We start from the raw sequence: 21,575 nt of genomic DNA, 5'->3' as shown, positions 1-21,575 counted from the left end.
TAGTTTGATTAATTATAGTAGTTATAGTAATCTATATAATAATGAATCAAATAATAGTAAATATAGAAAGTAGAAGTATATAATGGAAGTAGTAAAAGTAAGAACCGATGAGAATAAAGAGAGATATTATGTTGCTGATAGCTATGGACTACCCATAGAACCAGTACTAAAATTCATAAGATTTAAAGATAACACTAAATACTCAAGAAACACTTTAAGAATGTATTGTCAACATTTGAAATTGTATTTTGAGTATTTAGAAGAACGTAAGATAGATTTTAAAAAGATTAATATAGATGACCTATCATTGTTTGTGAATTGGCTTCAAAATCCCTATAAAAGCTTAAAGGTGATACCAACTCATCATGTAGATATGGCAAGAAGTCCTAAAACAATTAATGCAATTGTAAACACGGTGTTATCATTTTATGATTATCTTTTAAGACATGAAGAATATAGTAATAAGATTTCTGAAAGATTAAAAAAGATAGTATCCATTCCAAATGGAAATTTTAAAGGTTTTTTATATGGAATAGCTTATGAAAAAAGTCTGGCCACAAGTAATATCCTAAAATTAAAGGTGCCTAAGAGTCGGCCAAAAACATTAACTAAAAAAGAAGTGCAGATGCTTATTATTAATTGCAATAATTTAAGGGACAAGTTTTTATTATTACTGCTGTATGAAACTGGTATCCGCATAGGTGAAGCCTTGTCATTATGGATTGAAGATTTTGATATAAGTGATATGATTATAGACCTTAAAGACCGAGGCCAACTTGAAAATAATGCAGAGATAAAAACAGTATCAAGTCCTAGAAGAATAGATATATCTCAAAATTTGGCCGACTTATTTATGAAGTATATAGCTGAATATCATAATGATGAAGTAGAAACTAACCATATTTTTATTAAAATTAGTGGCCAAAACAGAAATAAGGCAATGAATTATACTGATGTTGATAATTTATTTAGAATGCTTGAAAGAAAGTCTGGAATATACGTAACCCCTCATATGTTTAGACATAGTTCTTTAACTGTTCTTAGGATGGCAGGATGGAAACCTGAATTATTAAGAATAAGAGCTGGCCATAAAAATATATATACTACTTTAAATACATATATACATCCAAGTGATGAGGACATAGCGATAGAATTTAATAAGACTAAGACAAATTTAGATTTAAATATTACAGCTAAGGAGAATGACAATGAAGATTAGTAATAATATATATAAGTTAATGAATGGCCAGTTAAATAAATATGAGGAAATAGTTAATTATTTAAAACAAGATGATAGTTATTGGTTAAATAATGACATATGGGATGTAACAGAAGAAAAATTCATGGGGGAGACTGTTCATAATACAAGACATATTAATTTTATAAATTTCCATAATATTTTCTTAAAGAATGAATTGAAATATTATATTTTATATAATTTTAAAAATAAAAAGATGAGTAATAGAACTATAACTTGTTTAGGGGCTGTATTTAAACATTTTAGTGATTTTCTCAATCAATATTACTTTAATGTAAATAGTTTTAATAATGTTTCTTACGATGAAGTTTATAAGAAATGGAAATTCTATTTAATACAAGTTGGGATTAAAGTACAAAAGAAACAAGATAAAAGTTTAAATGTTTTTAGTCTATTATTAGTTATAAAGTTTATCATAGCTTTTTATGATGATAGAGAAGAAACAGAAAAAGACATATGGTATGCCAAAAATATTAAGGGAGTAACAATAAGGGCAACACAAAATGCAAAGACTACTAGATTAAATTTTATGGGAATATCAGAATATTATAGAGAGACTGTAAAAAGATATTTTAGAACAATTATAACGAAAAAGTCTTTTGGAACATGTTCGGATATATTAATACATTTAAGATATTTCTTTGAGTCATTTTACTCAAGAAAGTATAAAGATGGTTTCATTGAAAATTTAAGTAGAAATGACATAGAGAAATATCTTGTTCAATTAATGAATGATAGAAAAGGTAGAAATAGACATGGTACTACTCTTTATATAACAAATATAAGAACATTTTTAGAGTATATCCGAATTGCTCAATATGATAAAGCACCTAAAAAAGAAGTGGGATTACTAATATTTAAAGACGATATCCCTAAAAGAAATTATAGGCAAAATGCGTTTAAAGGAGTCAAGTTTATTCCAGAACCAATATTAAAACAGTTGGATAGCAACATTATGGAATTGGATAACCCGCAATGGATACCAGTTTATATTTTACTTCGTGAAACTGGATGGCGTGGAACCGATATATTGAATCTTAGATATGATAATTGTATAGAACAGATATGGAACAGCAAAGAACAAAAATACAACTATTATCTTTGTGGTGAGATAACCAAGACGGGCATAGCAGAGCTTAAGATACCGATAAGAGACCAAGTTGCTGAAATGGTTCAACAATGTATGAAGGAAGCTAAAGAACAGAGTAATGAGGATAATAATCAGAATAAATATTTGTTTAATTGCTATAGCGGAAGGAATAAAGGAAATCCAATTCATAAATCTGGATTTGTTTATACTGTTGATAAGCTTATTAAAGCAAAAGATATTAGAGATGTTACTGGTGAATTATATCATTTTAAACCACATGCATTAAGACATACAAGAGCTAAAGAATACGTAGAACAAGGTATGAACATAAGTATAATTCAGCAAATTTTAGGACATCAGAGCCTTCAAATGACTGCTCATTATGCAAATGTTAGTGAAAATACTCTTTATGAAAAATGGAAGGCAACAGAAGATTTAGAGTTGTTTAAGGTAAATATTGAAACTAATGAATTTGAAGCAATAGATTTAGGTTCAGAGAGTGGTGAGAATCTTGTTAGATATGAATATGTTAAAAAGAATTTAGATGCCGTTAAAGTACCTTTTGGAGTATGTTTTAAACCGTCTAAGCTACCTTGTAAGCAACAAATGAATCATTGCTTAACTTGTGCAAGTTTCTGTACAACAATTGAAAATATACCTGAATATGAAGAAGAAATAGAGAGTGTTAGAAAACAGATTGATATTAGTGAAAGATGTGGCCGAGAATTATGGGCTGAGAAAAATAGACAATATCTAAATATACTAGAAGAAACATTAAATAAGGTAAAAGAACATAAACTAGTACATAAGAATGGTGAATCAAGGGAGGGATTTTAATAATGGCTGGAAACACTAAAGGATTAAAGAAATATGCAGAAGAAAAAACAAAATTAACATTAGAGAAAGTAGATAAAGCCATTAGGGAACTCTCCCTTAATGGAGATAAAATAAACTTTAATAGCGTTTCTCAAACTAGTGGAGTGTCTAAAACTTTTTTATATAATAATAGTGAAATAAAAAATAGAATTGAAGCTTTTAGACAGAAGCAAGTTAGTAGAGATATGAACCAAAGAGCTAAATATGATAAAACTTCCAAGGCCAAAGATATTATTATTATGGCCAAAGATAAAAAGATAAAAGAACTTGAAAATGAAAATAAAAAATTGAAAGAACAATTGGAAGTTCTTAGAGGAAAATTGTACGAGAAAATTTAAAATAGTCTTTTTATAGATAACTATTGAAAAAACATTTATAATATTGTTAAAGAAGATTGGAGTGAATAATTTGAAATTAGAAAACAATAATAAGGCACATTTTGAAGATTATAAGATTAAATCTAATATATTAAATTATGTAGTATTAAAAATAACATATAAAGGACTCTTGTCCTTTGATGCATTCATAGAAGATTTTAACACATTATTAACGCAAAAAGGGTTTGTAGCTGAAAAAGATGTTCTTTCACCAAAAGATGTTGTGGTTATGGGGGAATTAGAAGCATATAATGAGTCGCTTAATGAACCAGTTGTTAGATTTGTTAAAAACAAGAATACTTCTAGAATTGTTGTTACAAGAAGTTTCACATATATTTATTTAGACTATGAAGCTGCTCATAAGTTAACAAGCAATATAGAAATATTTTCAGAATTAATAAAAACAATTCGAAAATTAAATAACTTTGTTATATTTGAAAAAGTAACATTGAAAAAGAATAATGGAGTTATTGTAAATAATACAAATAATATATTAGAGTGTTTTGAAACTAGAGTGTTCAATAATTCTCCACTTGAAATAAATAGAATCGATAAAAATAAAAATGTAAATTTATTATTTAGTAAATCCTCAGAACTTTTTAGATGGAATGAAATACTTTATGTTGTTACTAGAAAGATACAAAAAGGAAAAACAAAGTTTTTAAAAAAAGATGGCTCTGTTAAAGAAAAACAATGCTATGAAATTACTCTAGATATTCAAGGAACTATTATTTTAGAAGTTTTTGAACAAGAAAATAAAGAATACTTTGATGATATTGAATCAAAAATAAAGAATATAAATTCGGGACTTTTTGAAATATTTAAATTAAACACTAGTTCATCATTTTTAAGAGATATGATTGAGGGAGAATCAAAAAAAATAATTGGAGGATTGAATAAGAATGAAGAAATATAGTTTTGAGAAAACCAATATTGATACTAACAATATAGTAAAAGAACGTAAATCAAAATATAATTTTAGTTCGGTTGATTTAGAAACAAATTTTGTTACACATAAGATAGATAATAAGAAAAAATCTCTAAAAAGAGTTGAAAATATTAAAATAAATGAGTGATGATAAAACGATAAATTACCCTGACGAAAATATTGAGAATCTATATTTAACAATATATATAATTGGATATATGGAACAAGGAGAAAGCATAATAATAACTGTAGATAGTTTAAAACCGAACGATAGATTATATTATGTAGGGGTAATTGATAGTTATTGTAAGAAAGATGTTAATATAACAACTGAAATACTTAAAAGTATTTTAGCTGAAAAAAATGAAAAAAATAAAAAATTGGATTTATTATGTTGGACACATCCCCACGATGACCATACTAAAGGAATGGATGACATTATAAAAAATTATTGTAATGAAGAAACGTTAATTGCTATGCCTAATGTATTTTATATGAACAAGAATTTATCTTCTGAAACACAAAAAGTTATTGAATGTATAAAAGAGATGAATTACGGAAAACATGTGCAAAATAGAGGAAGATTACAAACTTTAAGTGGAGAAAGTCAATTGCAAATTCTTAATATTGGCAAAAGTGAAGATATTCAACAAATGACTATAGATTTTTTTGGACCGTATGATAATATTTCTCTTATGCAGAGTGAAGATAATATAGATTGGAATAAATTTTCTACATCATTACTTATATCAATTAATGGAGTTAATATTTTTTTAGGTGGAGATGTGCCTAATATGAGTATAAAATCATTTAAAAATTTTCCTAAGTACTTAAATTTTGTAAAAATACCTCATCATACCTCATCAACATCTTCAATACTTATTGAAAAATTAAATGGTATGGGACAAGCAGATATTGCCTGCACCACAATGTATTCAAACAAGCTTCCAGAAAGTGAATTATTATTGAGTTATATTGACATTACCAAAGAAGTGTTTTCAACAACCAGTACAATTATAGATTCGAAGGTATTATCAAATAATAACAATAATTATGAAAAATATAAAAATGTACATATAAAATCTCTTGATGAAAATGAATATGGTATTTTAAAAATAAAAATTGATGTTATAAATAGTGAATATACTCCATACATAGCTGGTAATGCAACTAGAGTATCAAGGAGCATATAAGATTTAGTAAATCTAATAATTCTTTAAGATAAAATGAAAGGATAAATAAACTAATGAAAACACCAAAAGTCATAAAATCAGGAGTGTTAGAAATATTCAATGACTTACCTTGTTATGTGCTTGATAATGGACAAAGGGTATTTAGATTGTCTAACTTAACAAAAGCCTTAAGAGATAAAGAACATGGGAAGTTTGGTAATTATCTAGCATCATCAAATATAGTTAAATATCTACCTGATAGATTAAAACCGTTAACTGATAAGAACCATGATAGAACTCCTCAAGGAGTTTTGGAATTTGAGTTTGATGGGAAAATGGAAAAGGGATATAGTTCAGAAGATTTTATGGATGTATGTAGTGCTTTTATTACAGCAAACTTAAACAATGAAAAATTATCAGAAGCTCAACAGGAAATGGTTAAGAATGCAAATAAATTCGTTTTGGCCACTGCTAAAATAGGTATTATTGCATTAATAGATGAAGCTACAGGATATCAGGCTGAAAGAAATTCAAAGGAATTACAGCTGAAAATGAAATATTTCTTGGTTGGCGATGACAAGGCAAAAGAATGGGAAAAAACATTTCCAGATGAGTTGTGGTATGAGTTTGGACGACTTACCAACTGGAAAGGAAGTTTAAAGAAAAGACCTAAGTATTGGGGTAAATATGTTAATCAACTTATTTACAATTTATTAGATGAAGATATAGCTAAATACTTAAGAGAAAATAAACCCCCTAAATATAATAGTCATAAAAAATACTTTCAATGGCTAAATGATGAATATGGACTTAAGGAATTAACGCAGCATATTTGGCAAATCATTGGTATGGCCAAGTTGTGCGAGGATATGAAAGAACTAAAACTTTTGGCCAGTAGTAAATTTAATACGGAAATAGATATATAAAATAAATAAAGGTGCATATTTGGGAGTAGGAAACTACTCTCTTTCTGTTTGTATATATTAGATACATACACTAATTCTTTAATTTTTACAAATACTTTTATTATATTACAATATGTGGTACAATAGGACAAGTATTTGTAAGACAGGGGGATTTTTGCATGGAAAATAATTTTGTTATAGGAATTAGAACAACTCCAAGTTATGTGTATTATACAATTATTAATGATAACGATGATGAGGATACTTTTGATATAGTTACAACCTCTAAAATAGTTGTTCCTAAATCTCTAGACATACCTGATAGATTGAGTTTTATAAGAAACTGCTTATATTCAATAATACTTGAGTATAATATAAAAAAGGCCGGAATTAGAACAATAGAAAATTTAGTAAAACCAGACGTTGAGAGGATTCACATTGAGGGTGTTATACAGGAATTAATATCTAATAGTTGTATTGAAAAATACTTTACTGGTATAAAATCAACAGTGGCTTCAATTTTAGATGAAGATGTACTACAAATAACTAATTACATTAATGGAGAAAATTTTTGTGAAATATATGAATGGAGCAAGTATAGTAAAGAAGAAAGGGAAAGCATCATATTTGCGGTTGCATGTATGTCTATCTAGGGTGATATTATGGGACTTTGTAGAACAACTTTAAATTTTGATTTGGGAAAAGAAATTGGTAGTGAAGGTTTGAATTCAAAGGTTTTTGAAGCTTTTGACCCACAATTAAAGGCAAATTTAGTGGTTAAAAAAATTGAGAAGAAATCAATTGTAGAAGACTATGAAAGTATAGATGAAAGTAATTTTTATACTGAATCAAGAATAATGTATGAATGTAAACATCCTCATGTTATGGAAATTCAATATGCAAGTGAAGATGAAGATTCGATATATTTTTCTATGCCCCTTTGTAAAAATGGTTCACTAAATAGTCTGATAAACAAAAGATATTTATCAGTAAGAGAAATAATAAAATATTCACTTGAATTTTTATTAGGTATACATTATATTCATACTAAATCATTAATACATTTTGATATTAAACCCACAAACATATTAATCGATAATAATAATAAAGCCGTTGTAACAGATTTTGGACTTGCTAAATATACTGATTTATATGGGTTTATAAGACCTAATAAAATATATACTCCGCATCAACCGCCAGAAGGTTTCAAATATTCAGATTACACAAGTAAAGCAGATATATATCAAGCTGGGATAACTATGTACAGAATGTGCAATGGGAATATGGAATATGAAGAACAATTCAATTATTGGCTAACTAAAGGAAAACTTCAAGAATCTATTGAAAAAGGAAAGTTTCCTAATAGAAAACACTATTTACCGCATATTCCTTTAAAGTTAAAAAGAATAATAAATAAAGCCATGTCTGTAAATGTGGATGAGAGATATGATACTATACTAGATATGATTAATGAAATATCAACTATTGATAAAAATTTAGATTGGTATTATAATGAAGATACAAACAAACATTCGATGGAATGGTCTATAGTTAACAGTGCCAAGACACACAAGAATGTTATAGAAGTAGTTGATTTAGGTAATAATAGTAGTAAGGTTATTGGAAAAAAGATAAGACTTAGCGATAATGTTACAAATAGAGTTACAAAATGGAATATTACTAGTATAGAAAACGATAGAGTATTCAAAAAGATAGAAGATTTTATAAAAGAACTTAAATAGTAAAGGACGGTGGATGACTTGAAAAAGAAGATTGCTTCTTCAAAGAAAAGTTTGTCAAGACAAGACTTAGCGAATCCATTTCGTAATATGTCATACCACGAAAGAATGATACAGGCTAAAGTTGTAGATATAAGAAACAACTCTACTGTTGAAGAATTAGGAAATGGATACCAAAGAATTAAGGTTATTGATGAATGTAAGTTTGTAAGATAGTAATAAGTATAATAAAAAGACGTTATGATTTAACGTCTTTTTATTATGGGTTAAAATACTACAATAATTATATGTAGTCTATGTTGATAATGGCATAAATAATGAGTTTATGTGAGTTAGACACTATATACATTGTATTGGGGAAGAGATAGGAAAACTTAGTGAGAACATAAATAGAGCAATGATAAAATCAGAGGAAAATTTAGTGCAAAAAACTAAAAAAATATCAGGAGCAATACAACCAACCTTTATAGTGATAATTAGTTTTCTTATTGTAGGAATAGTGCTGACATTTCTTATGCCTTTATATCAAGGGATAAAAATATGAGAAAAAAAGGTTTTACATTAATTGAGATAATATGTGCTTTGGCTATTTTGAGTGTTTTTGCAGCAACTACTATGACTATAATTAAACCTATGATGAAAATATCTAAAGAGCAAGAAGCACAGACTGTAGTATATTTAACTGAGGATATACTTTGTTATGGTAAGCTTTATAGTAAATATAATGAAACTTACCTAAATGGAGTTATAGATAAGAAAAAAATCTATATTTATGCTAGCGGCTTTAGTAGAACTTACGAGTTGCCTAAAGGTTATGAATATTACACAAGTAATTCAAAGAAAACTTTTAAAATAAATAGTAAAGGTGAAATAGATATTTCAACTACAATATATCTAAAGTATGAAGGTGAAAATGTAGCGGGAATATCCATCACAGTAGGAAGTGAAACATTAAATGTTAAGTAAAAAGAAAGGAAATGTATTAATTGAAATACCTGTAGTAATAGCAATAATAGCAATAGTTATAGTAATATCCTTTGAAGCCATGATTAAAGCTAATAAGATGTATAAACTTAGAAATGATGTAAGAAAAAATACAGTGATTTTTAAGAGCGTAGTAGGAGAACTTAGATATAACTCTAAATACAATGAAATGAAAGACAAAATAGGGGAAAGTAGTATTTTTTATATAAATGAAGAAAACTTGATTTTAGATAAAATGAAGGAAAATAATATTAAAGATCTTTTGGATAATAATTTAATAAATGAGAAAAAGTTTGTACAAGTGGATGCACATAATGATTCAGATGTAATTTCTTTAGAAATTACATTAAAAGGGGAAAACTCTAATGACTTAGGATTAAAAGAGTTAGTTTATATATCGGAGAACTTGGAGCTATGAAGAAAAAAGGTTTTACATTAATTGAGGTTATTGTGTATATTTCCATAGGAACTGTATTAATTACATTGATGATAGGAGTAATCTTTAACCTAGTAAAATTTCGAAAAGATTATATTAAAAGATCAATAGAAGAAGACATGGTCACTAATGGAATAATATCTATTTCAAGTAGATTAAACAAAGGACAGCTTAAAAATATAGATGTTGAAAATAACAAAACCATAGCAATAAATGAAAATGGAAATAAAACATCAAAAATAACTTTATATAATGGATCAGATTTAGCGGTATGTTATTATGAGGGCAATAGGCTACTAACTGTAAATAAGATAATAATAGGGATAAGTGATTTTGAAGTTGTTAAAAAACAAAAATTAGTCTATATAAAAATTAGTATTGAGGAAAATATCTATGAAGAAGTTTTTAAAATCTAAAAAAGGTAATGTTTTATTAATAGTTCCCGTGTATTTAGTGGCAATATCGATAATTATAACCTTAATATATAAAATAATGACAATTAATTCTGCTAAAAGCTACATCTATCCATATAAATATAATTCTACAGAGGTTTTTGAAGAGAGTGAATTAACTTTAGTTAATAATTATATAAAAAAGATAGATAAAACCAATATAACCAATACTGAAGAATTAAAGAACTATCTTATAAACAATAGGATAGTAGAAACATTAGGTACAAGTAGAATTTATTATGATAATAGCCAAGATTGTATATACATAGAGAGAAAAATAAAAGAAGGAACAATAAAAAATAGGCTAAATTATCGATTTGAAGATGAAAAGATAATAATAAGCTTAAGTAAATATTATGAAGGAGTGTAAGGACTATGATAGGTTCAAAAGAAATCATTATAGATGACAATTACATTACTTTTTCTAATCAAAAAAGGAAGTTTAATTTGACTGAGTTTGACAAATACAAAAAGGAATTAAAGGGTAAACTCAAGGTTATTTTAATTAATACAAGAATGGAAGTAATTAAAGTAATGTTAAATAAAAATGAAACTATTGAAAAGGTAATAGATGAAAATTTTTATAACCCAAAAGATAAATTGTTTCATTATATTAAAAACAAAAAATCCAATGACTTAATATTATACTCCATTGATAAACCTATGGTTTTAGATAAGTTAATGGAGAGTGGACGGATAATTGCTATAAAACCATATGAGTTTATGCTTTTAAAGAAATATTCACCAAAGAAAAATATATTATTTAAACCCTATGCACCTAAGGAAAAGAATAATAAAAAAATAATTATACACTCGGATTTTGGGAGATTGTTTTTATTAGCTATAGATGAAGATGAGTTGGTTTATAGTAAAAATATTAATCTAAATGAGTTTAGAGAGCTTAATAATTATATAAAGTTATCAAAGACAAAAATGTTAAAAGAAAAAGAAGATAAAATAGAATTTAAATTCGGTAATCTTGAAAAAGGTTATTTAGATAAAGTTTTAGCTATGGAAGAGGTGGAAGTTAGAAGTGAGGAAGTTTAAAAATTTCATACCTTTAGATTATGAGGATAAGGAGAAAGTAAAAAGTGAATTTAGGGTTAAGAAAATTATAAAATTATTACTGCTTATAAATTTATTACTCATTCCCGTAGCAGTTTCTAATATTAAAACTCAAGTTTTTAATAAAGAAGAAAACATAACTACTAATGTAAAAGGTGAATTAATACCACTTGATAAAATAAAAATATTGATGGATAAAGCTAGTGAACTAAATAGCGAAATTAAGATTAATAATTACAATTTTATTATAAAAACTTCAAAACTAGATATTAATGATAAGATGTTTCAGGAATTATATAAAAATAAGAAGATAAAAATTGAATCTGTAAATCACGGGGAAGATTTTGATGAAATAAAGGGTGTGTTAAATGAATAAAAAAGTTCTGGTTAAACTTACTTTTTTAATAATCTTTTCTATAGGAAATATAATGGCTATTAATTATAAAGCGCCCCCTAAAGATATACCTAATAAAGTCAATATTCCTATAAGTTATGAGAATGTCAAAGAGTCTTTAGATAAAATAGATAATCTAATTATAGAAAAAGAAGAGTTTAAAGAAGATATTATTAAAGTATCCACCACATTAACAGGAGAAAAGAAAGAGCTTGAAGAATTAATAAAAGAGATAAACTCAAACAAATTTATTAATGGAGTGGAGAATATATCAATAGAAAAATATCAAGAGAATTGGAAGTGGAATGGAGTAATAGTATTTAATTCTTATGTAGAATACAGAAATCTTCATAAAAATGAATAAATTGCTTAAAAGAATTGCATTCAAACAAGAGTTTTGATAAAATATCATTGTTGTTTAAATATAATAAATAACCCTTATCTAGGTAATTTAATTAGTATGATTTATTTATAAGGGGTTATAATATATAATGAATTAATACATTTTGGAGGGAAACTTAATGATATCAGCTAGTGATTTAAGAAAAGGCGCTACTTTTGAATTTGATGGACAAGTGTTTACTGTTTTAGACTTTTTACATGTTAAACCAGGTAAAGGAGCTGCATTTGTTAGAACAAAATTGAGAAATGTAATTGCAGGCGGAGTTGTAGACAGAACATTTAACCCAACTGAAAAATTCCAAGAAGCTGTTATAGAAAGAAAAGAAATGCAATATTTGTACTCTGATGGAGAATTATATTACTTCATGGATCAAGAAACTTTTGAGCAAATTCCACTTAACTTTGAAAAAGTTGAAGAAGCAATAAAGTACTTGAAAGAAAATATGTTTGCAATTATTAAATTCTATAAGGGAGAGGCTTTCTCTGTTGAAGCACCTAACTTTGTTGAATTATTAGTAACTCAAACTGAGCCAGGAGTAAAAGGTAATACAAGTACAAATGCATTAAAACCAGCAACTGTAGAAACTGGAGCTGTAGTAAATGTACCTATGTTTGTTAATGAAGGTGATGTTATAAGAGTTGACACTAGAACTGGGGACTACATGGAAAGAGTATAATATTAGCGCTAAGTCATAAGACTTAGCCCTTTTATTATAAGTGAGGAAGTGTAATTATGAATTTTAGAGATGAACTTGAAAATTTAGAATTACTACTTAAGGCTATTCCTGAAACTGATAAAAAAATCTTAGATTCATTTTCTAATATATTAAAAGGGTTTAATAATAGATTAGAAGAAATTGAAGTAAATATAGAAACTTTACAAGAGAACGTAGAGTTTTTAAATAGTGATTTATCTGAAATTCAAGATGATTTATTTGAAGAAGTAAGTTTAGAGGATCTAGAAGGTTTTGATGAAGGTTTTGAAGAAGTAACTTGTAGTAATTGTAATAAGCCAATATTTATAGAAAAAAGTGCTTTAGTGAATAACGAAATAATTCCTTGTCCATTTTGTGGAGAAAGCATAGAATAAAAAAAGAATGTCACATGACTATATTTAAATAGGAGTGGCATTCTTTTTTTTATGCAATTTTATTTTACATATTTTATTTATGTAGTTATATTTTTGGAAAAACATAAATAGAATTTATTGTAAGTGGAGGTGATGTTATGGATAGATATAATTCAATAATAGAGATATTACCAGAGACTATATTAAATAAAATAAGGCAAATTGATATGAATATTTTGCAGGAACTTAGAATTAAGGTTGGATTACCTCTAATACTTGAAACCAATGTAGGAGAAAAAGTTATTGATTATATCTGTAGATACGAAGATTTAAAAACAATCACACAGAGAGTATCTAAATATTCTATGTATGCTTTTGAAGAAGACATAAGGCAAGGTTTTATAACTATAAAGGGTGGACATAGAATTGGATTAACAGGTGAATGGGTTATAGAAAAAGAAAAAGTAAAAACCATAAGAAATATTTCATCTTTAAATATCAGAGTTACTAAAGAAATATTGGGAGCAGCAGATTCAGTTATTCCATATATAACAAGTAAAAATAATGTTATTAATACTATAATAATTTCTCCACCTAAGTGTGGGAAGACTACCCTTTTAAGAGACATAACTAGGACTTTATCAAATGGAATAAGTTCTAGAGGATTTAAAGGTAAAAAAATATCTGTTATAGATGAACGAAGTGAAATTGGGGCATGTTTTAAGGGTATACCGCAAATGGATTTAGGAATTAGAACAGATGTATTTGACAATTGTATAAAAAGTGAAGGAATGTTTATGGCAATAAGGAGTATGTCCCCAGAAGTCATAATCTGTGATGAAATAGGTACAAGTAAGGATGTAGATGCACTTATAAAGGCATTTAGTTCAGGAGTTAATATTATAACATCTATACATGGATATGGAATAAAGGATTTATATAACAGAGAGATATTCAAAGATCTCTTGATAAATAGGGTTATAAAAAGAGTTGTAGTACTTAGTAATAATAAGGGACCTGGAACCATTGAACAGATAAAAGAATTGGGGGAGGGAAGAGCGTGATTAAAGGAATTCTTTTTCTAGGAATATTTATATGCTCAACATATTTAGGATTCAGCTTAGGTGAAAGCTTCATAAAGAGATATACACATTTAAGAACTTTGGAAAAATCATTAGTGTTAATGCAAAATCAAATATTATACGTCTATACTCCTCTGCCAGAAGTATTTGAATTTCTAACAGAAAAGGTTGAGGGGATATGGAAAGAATTTTTTAAGCATATATCTGAGCTATTAACTAATAATTTTACTGATGATGTATATGGAGCATTTAAAGACAGTATAAACAAGTATAAAGATAAGCTCTATTTAAAAAATGAAGATCTAGATTTAATAATTGATTTCTCAAAGTCATTAGGGGAGTCTGGGACATATGGGCAGGAACAGATATTTAGCTTAACTTTAAGCAATTTAAAAAATCATATAGAGGAAGCTAGAGAATTAAAAGAGAAAAATTGTAAAATGTACAGATATCTAGGGGCATGTTTAGGTGCTGTAGTTATAATATTTTTAATTTAGGAGGGTATTATGTTAGACATTAACATGCTATTTAAAATAGCGGCAGCAGGTATTTTAATAATAATAATAGAAAAGGTACTAAAATCATCAGGTAAAGAAGATATTTCAACATTAACAAATATAGCGGGAGTTGTAATCATATTGCTGATGATAATTAATCTAATATCTAAGTTATTTGATTCCATTAAAACCATGTTTATGTTTTAGGGAGGAATTATGGACATAATTAAAATTATAGCTTTTTCTTTAGTTTCTTTGTTTCTTTTTATGTATTTTAAAGAAGAAAAGCCTAGTGTAGCAACCCAAATATCCCTTGTAAGTGGAGTATTACTTCTTTTGTTTTTATTAAGGCCAATAGGTGAAGTAATTACATTTTTAAAGGACATGTCATCAAAAGCGGATATAGATAGTTTTTATATTACTTTAGTACTAAAAATAGTTGGGATAACATATATAGCTACATTTGCTACAGAAATATGTAAAGAGGCAGGAGCTCAAGGAATAGCAAGTAGAATAGAATTGGCAGCTAAAATACTAATATTGGTCATAGCTATGCCTATATTAATGGGGGTACTAGATGCAATATTAAAAATAATGTAGAGGTATTATATGAAAAAAATGATAAGATTTTTACTAATCTTTTTTATATTAAGTATATCATTAACACAGTTCACTTTTGCAAGCGAAGTAACAAATAGCTCTGATTCTTTAGAACAGAGTAATAATGTTCAACAATTGTATGATTATATAACAAAAATGAAAGATGATAATGAGTTAGTAAATGAATTAAATATAAGTGATTATATTAAAAATTATATATCGAAAGGAGATGGAGGAGTATCAACTTCAGATTTAGTTAAGATAACTTTTTCAGTAATTTTAAAAGAAAGTAAGACGGTATTAAAGCTATTAATTTCAGTAGTTGTTATGGCTATAATCTGTTCACTTTTAAAAAATCTGCAGGACGCATTTGGAGGTTCACATAGTGATATAGCTTTTTATGCTTGTTATGCCATTTTAATAATACTATTGTCTAAAAGTTTTTTAGTATCAATAGATTTAGCTAAAAATACAATTAATGGGTTAACAGATTTTATGATGGCATTACTGCCAGTTCTGGTGTTTTTGATTGGGTCTGTAGGAGGAATAACTCAAGCAGCAACTATGGATCCAATACTTATGGGAGCTGTGACAATAGTTCCTAGGATATATGTAGATTTTATAATTCCTATGATTCTAATGAGTTTTGTACTTAATTTTGTTAATAATATTTCAAATGAGCATAAGATAAACAATATATGTAAATTGTTTAAGCAAGTTACTTTGTGGGTTCAGGGAATATTAGTAACAACTTTAATAGGGTTACTTACAATAAGAGGAATAACATCCAATGCTATAGATGCGGTGACATTAAAGACAGCTAAATTTGCGGTAGATAATTTTATACCCATTGTTGGTAAGGCATTTTCAGATGCTATTGCATCAGTAGCAGGTTATGCAGTTTTATTAAAAAATTCTATATCATCTTTAGGGCTACTTATAGTATTTCTTACCATATTAATACCAATTTTAAAATTAGTTCTGATTTCATTTATGTACAAGTTATCATCTGCATTAGTAGAGCCAGTTTGTGATAGTAGAATAACCAATTGTATAGCAGCTGCTGGAGATTATGTAGTTATGATTATTTCATGCATATTATCTATTTCACTTATGTTTTTTATTATGGTATCGGTGATGGCATCTACAGGTAAGTTTATTTTAGGAGGATAGCTATGGAATTAGTAAAAGATTGGGTTATAAAAATAGCTGTAACTTTAGTTTTTATGACAGCAGTAGAAATGTTAATAGTTAATAACTCCTTTAAAAAGTATGTTAAATTTGTCCTTGGGTTAATGCTTATAGTTGTTATCATAACACCATTAATAAACTTAGTTAGCAAATCAGACAATACTTTCGTTGATACTTTTAGTAAGTATGAAAAACAATTAGAAGAAACAAGTAATGAGTCAAAAACTGTTGAAGCTAATGTAACAACGAAAAAGAAAATATTAGAAAATCTTCAAAACAACATAAATTCATCATTGAAAACCAAATTTGAAAATATGAATTTTGAAAGTGAAGTTCAAGGGGAAGTAGATTTAAATAAATTTGACATAAATATAAAACTTTTAAATATATATGTTTACGATGGAGGAATTGCTCCTATAAAGAAAATAGAAATAGGTTCTTCTAGTAAAAAAGAAGAAAGTAATGTTAAAAATAGTAAGGAAATTAAAGAATATTTAAGTGGTGAGCTAAAAATTGATAAAAGTAAAATAAACATATATTCAGCTAAATAAGGAGGGGTAATATGGATAAAAATGATTTGAAAAATAACATCCTTAAATCATTAAAAGATCCAAAGTTAATGAATATTATAGCTATACTTTTGATTGCTGTTTTTGCCTTTGTAGTACTAAGCTTTTTTAATAAAGATGGACAAAAAACTGTAGCAAAAAACATAACGCAAGAAACAGAAACAGTAGCTAAAACAAATGAAATATCTAATTATGAAGAAGCACAAAAAGAGGAATTAAGAAAAATACTAAGGAGCATAAAGGGAGTTGGGGAAGTGCAAGTAATGATGTACTTTGAGAGTAGTGAGTCTAAGGTTCCTGCAATAGATACAAATGAACAAGCTAGTGTAACAGAAGAAACGGATGGTAATTCAGGAAAGAGGGTAACTAACCAAAATAATAATGCTAGTAAAGTAGTAATGGCTAGTGGGGATGATCCATTAATATTAAAAACATTAAAGCCAAAAGTTACAGGTATAGTAGTAGTAGCTGAAGGTGCTGAGGTATCGAAGATTAAATATGATATTACTAAAGCATGTTCTGGGTTATATGATGTATCCTCAGATAAGATAAATGTATACCCCATGAAATAAGGTAAAGAAATGCATATCTAAAAAATTATGTGAGATAAACATATATATTAAAATAGCAGTGAAATGAACGTATATCTAAAAAATTAAGTAAAAGAAACGTATATCTTAAAATCGCTGTGCATATAATTCAATAGAAATAGATGGGAGGAATTAACAATGACAAGAAAACAATTTGGGATTATTTTTACTCTACTTGCATTAATAGTTTGTGTGGGGGTTTTGGCTGCAAGAGTTAATGGTTCTTTACCAGAATCACCTGGAGATTTAAATCCAACAATAAAGTTAACAGATGATGAGAATAGTGATGCTAATGCAGATTATTTCTATGATCAAAGAAATCAACAAAATCAGGTAGACGCATCTACTATGGAATCGCTAAAGAAAATAATGAATGATTCTAATTCTACTGCTGCTGCAAAAGAAGATGCATCAAAACAATACAGTACATTAGTTATGAGTCAAAATTATGCATCGAAAATTGAACTAGAGATAAAAGGAAAAGGCTTTGAAGACGCTCTTTGTTTAATTCAAGGTGATGGTAAAAAAGCTACAGTAGTTGTAAAAAGTAAAGAAGAATTGAATCAAAAGCAAGCTAACGAAATACTACAAACAGTAATGAATGTTTCAAAGATAAAGGATGTAAAAATAGAAAGTAAGCAATAACATTGAATTTAAAAAGATATTTTGATATAATTAGCCTATGATAAAGTGCTTTAGAGCAAACAGGAGGTTATTTTAAATGGATGAACTTGTTAGAGATGAAAGTCTTGGAATAATCAAAATATCTGATGAAGTAGTAAGTGTAATTGCTGGTATAGCAGCTTCTGAAATAAGTGGGGTATATGAATTTAATTCGGGCGTTACCTCAACTATATTTCCAATAGGGAAAAAAAGTGCTGGTAAAAGCGTTAAAGTAAATGTTGATGGTAATGATGCAGTTATTGATATATCTATACTTGTAGCATATGGAGTGAGAATTCCAGATGTGGTTAATCAAGTACAAGAAAACGTTAAAAAAACTGTTGAAGTTATGACTGGACTTAAGGTTTCTAGTGTCAATATAAATGTCAACAACATAGTAATTCCTAAGGAAGAAAAGGTTTCTAAAGAAAAATAATTAAAATTTTTACCCTCTGACTTTCAGAGGGTATTTCATTGTGTTAAAATAATATAATATGTTTAATATAAATAAACAAGACAATAATAAGAATAGAAGATAGTGGAGGTACTTATGAATAGAAAAAAATCAAGAAGAGTGGCTATGGAGTTATGTTACAGTATGGAGATATCTAAGGATGAACCTAGCCTTGTACTGGAAAACTTTTTAGAGAACTATGAAGAGGATAAAACAGTATTAGATAAAGAGTACATAATTAAAATATTAAATGCAGTGAATGAAAACAAAACTAGCATAGATTCTAAGATTGAAGAGTTTTTAAAAGGATGGAAGTTATCTAGAATATCAAAAGTAAATCTTTCAATATTAAGACTTGCGATAAGTGAAATGTTATATATAGATGATGTTCCTAAAAAAGTTGCTATAAATGAAGCTCTAGATGTTGCAAAAGAGTATTCAGATGAAAAGTCAGTAGCATTTATAAATGGGATATTAGACAACATATATAAAGAAGAAAACTAATTTTCAGGGGGAAGTAACATGGGGCAAATAATTGATGGAAAAAAGATCGCGCAAGAAGTTAAAAATGAAATTATAGAGTTTATATCAGAAAGAAAATCTAAAGGACTAATAGCTCCTGGGATAGCATCTATTCTAGTTGGGAATGATGGTGGTTCCATCTATTATCAAAATGCTCAAGAAAAAGTTGCAAATTCACTTGGAATTAATTTTAATAAGATTTTGTTAGAGGAAAATATTACTGAAGAAGAAATCGTTAATAAGATAAATAAACTAAATACAGATGAAAATATTCAAGGTATAATTATACAACTTCCACTACCAAAACATTTAAATGAAAAATACATAACCTCTTGTATAAGTGTAGATAAAGATGTTGATTGTTTGACTGATGAGTCTATGGGGAGGTTCTATAAAGGTGAAAAATCCTTTATACCATGTACACCTAATAGTGTAATAACTTTATTAAAAAGTTTAGATATAGAATTAAGTGGTAAAAAAGCTGTAGTTATTGGAAGAAGTAATATAGTTGGCAAGCCAGCCTTTCAACTTCTTATAAATGAAAATATGACAGTAACTATGTGCCACTCAAAAACAAAGGACATAAAGAGTATAACAAAAGAAGCAGATATATTAGTTGTAGCTATAGGAAAACCTAAGTTTATAAATAAAGAATATGTAAAAAAAGGTGCTATAATAATAGATGTAGGAACATCTTCATTAAATGGTAAAATAACCGGTGACGTAGACTTCGAAGATGTATTTGAGGTGTGTGATTATATAACACCAGTTCCTGGAGGAGTAGGCGCACTTACCACTACTCTTCTTATAAAAAATGCATGCGAGGCATTGAAATAAATGAAAATGAAGGTTCTAAAAGTAACAGAGGTTAATAGCTACATAAAAAGAATATTTGATAATGACTTTATTTTAAGCAATCTTTCTGTAGAAGGGGAGATTTCAAACTTAAAATATCATAGTTCAGGACATATATATTTTTCTTTAAAGGACGAAAATTCAAAAATAAACTGTGTTATGTTTAAAAGTGATGCTATGAGCGTAGATTTTAAACTGGCAGATGGAATAAAGATAATAGTAAAGTGTAGATTATCAAACTATGTTAAAGATGGAAGCTACCAGCTTTATATTAAGGAAATATCTGAAAGTGGGCTTGGAAGCTTACATATTCAATTTGAAAACCTTAAAAAGAAATTAAATGAAGAAGGATTATTTTCAGAAGATCATAAAAAAGCAATTCCTAAATTTATAAGGACATTAGGTGTAATTACCTCTCCAACAGGCGCAGCTATAAAAGATATAATAAATGTTACAAAGAGAAGAAATGATAATGTAGACATAATAATTTATCCAGCTTTAGTTCAAGGAGCAGAAGCCTATAAGACCTTAATTTCAGGAATACAATATTTTAATAAAACAAAAAATGTAGATGCTATTATTATCGGAAGAGGTGGCGGTTCTCTTGAAGAACTTTGGGCATTTAACGATGAGTCCTTAGCGAGGGAGATTTATAAGTCAAAAATACCTATAATATCAGCTGTAGGACATGAAGTTGACTTTACAATATGTGATTTTGTAGCAGACATTAGAGCTGCTACTCCATCTTCAGCAACTGAAATAGCTATAGTTACAAAGGAAAGCTTGAGAGAAGAGTTATTTAACATAAAAAGTATGCTCAATAAAAGCATTAATAAAAAGTTGGACGAAGAAAAAAATAATCTTACTAACATCAAAAGATTTTTGCATATAAATTCTCCGCAGAACATTATTATAAATTCTTATAATACAATAGATGGGCTTAAGTGGAGATTAAATAAAACACTAAAAACAAAAATTGATATGGAAAAAGAAATTATTTTTAGGTACAATAAATTACTCCAAGCAAATAATCCTATAAGTATATTAGATAAAGGGTTTAGTGTAATAAAAGATTCACAAGGAAACACTATAAAATCTAAGGAAGATTTAAAAGATGGAGTGTATGAAATAATATTAAAAGATGGTATTGAAAAAAGAAAAATAAATACATTAGATTAGTTAGGGTGAGTTTATGGTTAAAAAAAATGAGACATATGAAAATATGCTTGAAAAATTAAAAGACATAGTAGATAAGTTAGAAAGCAATGAATTGAATATAGATGATTCCATGAAGATGTATGAAGAGGGAACCAAGCTTGTAAATAAGTTATATAAAACCCTTGATACATTAGAAGGAAAGATAAAGGTTATAAGTGAAGAAGGAGAATTAGAAATAAAGGAGTAG

At 27.5% G+C, this 21,575-nt stretch carries 33 protein-coding genes; all 33 read left to right on the top strand.

Annotation, left to right across the window (positions count from 1 at the left end; all coding sequences use genetic code 11):
* Positions 1-82 precede the first annotated feature (82 nt).
* Positions 83-1,219 carry a tyrosine-type recombinase/integrase gene (locus P8F83_RS09360; RefSeq protein WP_326514393.1) on the top strand — a complete coding sequence of 379 codons (1,137 nt, stop codon included), beginning with the start codon at positions 83-85 and terminating at the stop codon, positions 1,217-1,219.
* Positions 1,209-3,185 (top strand): tyrosine-type recombinase/integrase, encoded by a 1,977-nt coding sequence (locus P8F83_RS09355; protein ID WP_326514392.1) that lies wholly within the window; start codon positions 1,209-1,211, stop codon positions 3,183-3,185. Before P8F83_RS09360 ends, P8F83_RS09355 begins: the two co-directional genes overlap by 11 nt.
* A gap of 2 nt (positions 3,186-3,187) precedes the next feature.
* Positions 3,188-3,562 carry a DUF6262 family protein gene (locus P8F83_RS09350; protein ID WP_326514391.1) on the top strand — a complete coding sequence of 125 codons (375 nt, stop codon included), beginning with the start codon at positions 3,188-3,190 and terminating at the stop codon, positions 3,560-3,562.
* Between the two features lie 70 nt (positions 3,563-3,632).
* Positions 3,633-4,517: a hypothetical protein gene (locus tag P8F83_RS09345; RefSeq protein ID WP_326514390.1), complete on the top strand. Its 885-nt coding sequence runs from the start codon at positions 3,633-3,635 to the stop codon at positions 4,515-4,517.
* Entirely contained in the window at positions 4,504-4,677 is a 174-nt protein-coding gene (locus P8F83_RS09340; RefSeq protein ID WP_326514389.1) for a hypothetical protein, read from the top strand. The genes P8F83_RS09345 and P8F83_RS09340 overlap by 14 nt, the downstream gene beginning before the upstream one ends.
* Complete coding sequence (locus P8F83_RS09335) at positions 4,670-5,722, top strand: ComEC/Rec2 family competence protein (protein WP_326514388.1); 1,053 nt, start codon at positions 4,670-4,672, stop codon at positions 5,720-5,722. Before P8F83_RS09340 ends, P8F83_RS09335 begins: the two co-directional genes overlap by 8 nt.
* A 53-nt stretch (positions 5,723-5,775) precedes the next feature.
* Entirely contained in the window at positions 5,776-6,627 is an 852-nt protein-coding gene (locus tag P8F83_RS09330; RefSeq protein WP_326514387.1) for a P63C domain-containing protein, read from the top strand.
* Positions 6,628-6,785: 158 nt separating this feature from the next.
* Positions 6,786-7,259: a hypothetical protein gene (locus P8F83_RS09325; RefSeq protein ID WP_326514386.1), complete on the top strand. Its 474-nt coding sequence runs from the start codon at positions 6,786-6,788 to the stop codon at positions 7,257-7,259.
* Between the two features lie 9 nt (positions 7,260-7,268).
* Positions 7,269-8,348, top strand: a complete 1,080-nt coding sequence (locus tag P8F83_RS09320; RefSeq protein ID WP_326514385.1) for a serine/threonine-protein kinase — start codon at positions 7,269-7,271, stop codon at positions 8,346-8,348.
* Positions 8,349-8,366: 18 nt separating this feature from the next.
* A complete protein-coding gene (locus P8F83_RS09315; RefSeq protein WP_326514384.1) occupies positions 8,367-8,561 on the top strand; it encodes a hypothetical protein in 195 nt (64 codons plus the stop codon).
* A gap of 127 nt (positions 8,562-8,688) precedes the next feature.
* On the top strand, positions 8,689-8,889 hold the full coding sequence (locus P8F83_RS23575) for a type II secretion system F family protein (RefSeq protein WP_420022619.1): 201 nt from the start codon (positions 8,689-8,691) through the stop codon (positions 8,887-8,889).
* Positions 8,886-9,311, top strand: coding sequence for a type II secretion system protein (locus P8F83_RS09310; RefSeq protein ID WP_326514383.1), 426 nt, complete (start codon positions 8,886-8,888; stop codon positions 9,309-9,311). Before P8F83_RS23575 ends, P8F83_RS09310 begins: the two co-directional genes overlap by 4 nt.
* Positions 9,301-9,747: a hypothetical protein gene (locus P8F83_RS09305; protein ID WP_326514382.1), complete on the top strand. Its 447-nt coding sequence runs from the start codon at positions 9,301-9,303 to the stop codon at positions 9,745-9,747. Before P8F83_RS09310 ends, P8F83_RS09305 begins: the two co-directional genes overlap by 11 nt.
* The gene (locus tag P8F83_RS09300) at positions 9,744-10,181 is read left to right on the top strand and encodes a type II secretion system protein (protein ID WP_326514381.1); all 438 of its coding nucleotides are present in this window, start codon (positions 9,744-9,746) and stop codon (positions 10,179-10,181) included. The genes P8F83_RS09305 and P8F83_RS09300 overlap by 4 nt, the downstream gene beginning before the upstream one ends.
* Entirely contained in the window at positions 10,159-10,587 is a 429-nt protein-coding gene (locus tag P8F83_RS09295; protein WP_034855897.1) for a hypothetical protein, read from the top strand. Before P8F83_RS09300 ends, P8F83_RS09295 begins: the two co-directional genes overlap by 23 nt.
* A gap of 5 nt (positions 10,588-10,592) precedes the next feature.
* On the top strand, positions 10,593-11,264 hold the full coding sequence (locus P8F83_RS09290; RefSeq protein ID WP_326514380.1) for a hypothetical protein: 672 nt from the start codon (positions 10,593-10,595) through the stop codon (positions 11,262-11,264).
* A complete protein-coding gene (locus P8F83_RS09285; RefSeq protein ID WP_326514379.1) occupies positions 11,251-11,658 on the top strand; it encodes a hypothetical protein in 408 nt (135 codons plus the stop codon). The genes P8F83_RS09290 and P8F83_RS09285 overlap by 14 nt, the downstream gene beginning before the upstream one ends.
* The gene (locus P8F83_RS09280; protein WP_326514378.1) at positions 11,651-12,040 is read left to right on the top strand and encodes a hypothetical protein; all 390 of its coding nucleotides are present in this window, start codon (positions 11,651-11,653) and stop codon (positions 12,038-12,040) included. The genes P8F83_RS09285 and P8F83_RS09280 overlap by 8 nt, the downstream gene beginning before the upstream one ends.
* Positions 12,041-12,197: 157 nt before the next feature.
* A complete protein-coding gene (gene efp, locus P8F83_RS09275; RefSeq protein WP_021801442.1) occupies positions 12,198-12,755 on the top strand; it encodes an elongation factor P in 558 nt (185 codons plus the stop codon).
* Positions 12,756-12,811: 56 nt separating this feature from the next.
* Positions 12,812-13,168 carry a CD1247 N-terminal domain-containing protein gene (locus P8F83_RS09270; protein ID WP_326514377.1) on the top strand — a complete coding sequence of 119 codons (357 nt, stop codon included), beginning with the start codon at positions 12,812-12,814 and terminating at the stop codon, positions 13,166-13,168.
* Between the two features lie 137 nt (positions 13,169-13,305).
* On the top strand, positions 13,306-14,211 hold the full coding sequence (gene spoIIIAA / locus P8F83_RS09265) for a stage III sporulation protein AA (protein ID WP_326514376.1): 906 nt from the start codon (positions 13,306-13,308) through the stop codon (positions 14,209-14,211).
* A complete protein-coding gene (gene spoIIIAB, locus P8F83_RS09260) occupies positions 14,208-14,726 on the top strand; it encodes a stage III sporulation protein SpoIIIAB (RefSeq protein ID WP_326514375.1) in 519 nt (172 codons plus the stop codon). Before spoIIIAA ends, spoIIIAB begins: the two co-directional genes overlap by 4 nt.
* A gap of 9 nt (positions 14,727-14,735) precedes the next feature.
* A complete protein-coding gene (gene spoIIIAC / locus P8F83_RS09255; protein ID WP_021801445.1) occupies positions 14,736-14,933 on the top strand; it encodes a stage III sporulation protein AC in 198 nt (65 codons plus the stop codon).
* A 9-nt stretch (positions 14,934-14,942) separates the two neighbouring features.
* Complete coding sequence (spoIIIAD, locus tag P8F83_RS09250; protein ID WP_326514374.1) at positions 14,943-15,326, top strand: stage III sporulation protein AD; 384 nt, start codon at positions 14,943-14,945, stop codon at positions 15,324-15,326.
* 9 nt (positions 15,327-15,335) lie between these two features.
* On the top strand, positions 15,336-16,499 hold the full coding sequence (gene spoIIIAE, locus P8F83_RS09245) for a stage III sporulation protein AE (protein WP_420022610.1): 1,164 nt from the start codon (positions 15,336-15,338) through the stop codon (positions 16,497-16,499).
* A 2-nt stretch (positions 16,500-16,501) separates the two neighbouring features.
* Positions 16,502-17,068 (top strand): stage III sporulation protein AF, encoded by a 567-nt coding sequence (gene spoIIIAF / locus P8F83_RS09240; RefSeq protein ID WP_326514373.1) that lies wholly within the window; start codon positions 16,502-16,504, stop codon positions 17,066-17,068.
* Between the two features lie 11 nt (positions 17,069-17,079).
* Entirely contained in the window at positions 17,080-17,658 is a 579-nt protein-coding gene (gene spoIIIAG, locus P8F83_RS09235; RefSeq protein WP_326514372.1) for a stage III sporulation protein AG, read from the top strand.
* Between the two features lie 156 nt (positions 17,659-17,814).
* Entirely contained in the window at positions 17,815-18,321 is a 507-nt protein-coding gene (locus P8F83_RS09230) for a SpoIIIAH-like family protein (RefSeq protein WP_315113017.1), read from the top strand.
* Positions 18,322-18,397: 76 nt separating this feature from the next.
* Complete coding sequence (locus P8F83_RS09225; RefSeq protein ID WP_021801451.1) at positions 18,398-18,775, top strand: Asp23/Gls24 family envelope stress response protein; 378 nt, start codon at positions 18,398-18,400, stop codon at positions 18,773-18,775.
* A 114-nt stretch (positions 18,776-18,889) separates the two neighbouring features.
* Positions 18,890-19,297 (top strand): transcription antitermination factor NusB, encoded by a 408-nt coding sequence (gene nusB, locus P8F83_RS09220; RefSeq protein ID WP_326514371.1) that lies wholly within the window; start codon positions 18,890-18,892, stop codon positions 19,295-19,297.
* An 18-nt stretch (positions 19,298-19,315) separates the two neighbouring features.
* Positions 19,316-20,152 (top strand): tetrahydrofolate dehydrogenase/cyclohydrolase catalytic domain-containing protein, encoded by an 837-nt coding sequence (locus tag P8F83_RS09215; RefSeq protein WP_073019723.1) that lies wholly within the window; start codon positions 19,316-19,318, stop codon positions 20,150-20,152.
* The gene (gene xseA, locus P8F83_RS09210; protein ID WP_326514370.1) at positions 20,153-21,349 is read left to right on the top strand and encodes an exodeoxyribonuclease VII large subunit; all 1,197 of its coding nucleotides are present in this window, start codon (positions 20,153-20,155) and stop codon (positions 21,347-21,349) included. It abuts the gene before it with no gap.
* 13 nt (positions 21,350-21,362) lie between these two features.
* Positions 21,363-21,575, top strand: a complete 213-nt coding sequence (gene xseB, locus P8F83_RS09205) for an exodeoxyribonuclease VII small subunit (RefSeq protein WP_073019719.1) — start codon at positions 21,363-21,365, stop codon at positions 21,573-21,575.

Source organism: Clostridium intestinale, assembly GCF_035905475.1.
Taxonomy (GTDB): domain Bacteria; phylum Bacillota; class Clostridia; order Clostridiales; family Clostridiaceae; genus Clostridium_T; species Clostridium_T intestinale.
Note: the sequence above shows the minus strand (reverse complement) of the source record. Positions and strands in the feature narration are given on the sequence as shown.

Excerpts from the sequence above, each read along its gene's own strand:
- P8F83_RS09360 (WP_326514393.1), top strand. The coding sequence starts at position 83 with ATGGAAGTAGTAAAAGTAAGAACCGATGAGAATAAAGAGAGATATTAT.
- P8F83_RS09355 (WP_326514392.1), top strand. The coding sequence starts at position 1,209 with ATGAAGATTAGTAATAATATATATAAGTTAATGAATGGCCAGTTAAAT.
- P8F83_RS09350 (WP_326514391.1), top strand. The coding sequence starts at position 3,188 with ATGGCTGGAAACACTAAAGGATTAAAGAAATATGCAGAAGAAAAAACA.
- P8F83_RS09340 (WP_326514389.1), top strand. The coding sequence starts at position 4,504 with ATGAAGAAATATAGTTTTGAGAAAACCAATATTGATACTAACAATATA.
- P8F83_RS09335 (WP_326514388.1), top strand. The coding sequence starts at position 4,670 with ATGAGTGATGATAAAACGATAAATTACCCTGACGAAAATATTGAGAAT.
- P8F83_RS09330 (WP_326514387.1), top strand. The coding sequence starts at position 5,776 with ATGAAAACACCAAAAGTCATAAAATCAGGAGTGTTAGAAATATTCAAT.
- P8F83_RS09325 (WP_326514386.1), top strand. The coding sequence starts at position 6,786 with ATGGAAAATAATTTTGTTATAGGAATTAGAACAACTCCAAGTTATGTG.
- P8F83_RS09320 (WP_326514385.1), top strand. The coding sequence starts at position 7,269 with ATGGGACTTTGTAGAACAACTTTAAATTTTGATTTGGGAAAAGAAATT.
- P8F83_RS09310 (WP_326514383.1), top strand. The coding sequence starts at position 8,886 with ATGAGAAAAAAAGGTTTTACATTAATTGAGATAATATGTGCTTTGGCT.
- P8F83_RS09305 (WP_326514382.1), top strand. The coding sequence starts at position 9,301 with ATGTTAAGTAAAAAGAAAGGAAATGTATTAATTGAAATACCTGTAGTA.
- P8F83_RS09300 (WP_326514381.1), top strand. The coding sequence starts at position 9,744 with ATGAAGAAAAAAGGTTTTACATTAATTGAGGTTATTGTGTATATTTCC.
- P8F83_RS09295 (WP_034855897.1), top strand. The coding sequence starts at position 10,159 with ATGAAGAAGTTTTTAAAATCTAAAAAAGGTAATGTTTTATTAATAGTT.
- P8F83_RS09290 (WP_326514380.1), top strand. The coding sequence starts at position 10,593 with ATGATAGGTTCAAAAGAAATCATTATAGATGACAATTACATTACTTTT.
- P8F83_RS09280 (WP_326514378.1), top strand. The coding sequence starts at position 11,651 with ATGAATAAAAAAGTTCTGGTTAAACTTACTTTTTTAATAATCTTTTCT.
- efp (WP_021801442.1), top strand. The coding sequence starts at position 12,198 with ATGATATCAGCTAGTGATTTAAGAAAAGGCGCTACTTTTGAATTTGAT.
- P8F83_RS09270 (WP_326514377.1), top strand. The coding sequence starts at position 12,812 with ATGAATTTTAGAGATGAACTTGAAAATTTAGAATTACTACTTAAGGCT.
- spoIIIAA (WP_326514376.1), top strand. The coding sequence starts at position 13,306 with ATGGATAGATATAATTCAATAATAGAGATATTACCAGAGACTATATTA.
- spoIIIAC (WP_021801445.1), top strand. The coding sequence starts at position 14,736 with ATGTTAGACATTAACATGCTATTTAAAATAGCGGCAGCAGGTATTTTA.
- spoIIIAD (WP_326514374.1), top strand. The coding sequence starts at position 14,943 with ATGGACATAATTAAAATTATAGCTTTTTCTTTAGTTTCTTTGTTTCTT.
- spoIIIAE (WP_420022610.1), top strand. The coding sequence starts at position 15,336 with ATGAAAAAAATGATAAGATTTTTACTAATCTTTTTTATATTAAGTATA.
- spoIIIAF (WP_326514373.1), top strand. The coding sequence starts at position 16,502 with ATGGAATTAGTAAAAGATTGGGTTATAAAAATAGCTGTAACTTTAGTT.
- spoIIIAG (WP_326514372.1), top strand. The coding sequence starts at position 17,080 with ATGGATAAAAATGATTTGAAAAATAACATCCTTAAATCATTAAAAGAT.
- P8F83_RS09230 (WP_315113017.1), top strand. The coding sequence starts at position 17,815 with ATGACAAGAAAACAATTTGGGATTATTTTTACTCTACTTGCATTAATA.
- P8F83_RS09225 (WP_021801451.1), top strand. The coding sequence starts at position 18,398 with ATGGATGAACTTGTTAGAGATGAAAGTCTTGGAATAATCAAAATATCT.
- nusB (WP_326514371.1), top strand. The coding sequence starts at position 18,890 with ATGAATAGAAAAAAATCAAGAAGAGTGGCTATGGAGTTATGTTACAGT.
- P8F83_RS09215 (WP_073019723.1), top strand. The coding sequence starts at position 19,316 with ATGGGGCAAATAATTGATGGAAAAAAGATCGCGCAAGAAGTTAAAAAT.
- xseA (WP_326514370.1), top strand. The coding sequence starts at position 20,153 with ATGAAAATGAAGGTTCTAAAAGTAACAGAGGTTAATAGCTACATAAAA.
- xseB (WP_073019719.1), top strand. The coding sequence starts at position 21,363 with ATGGTTAAAAAAAATGAGACATATGAAAATATGCTTGAAAAATTAAAA.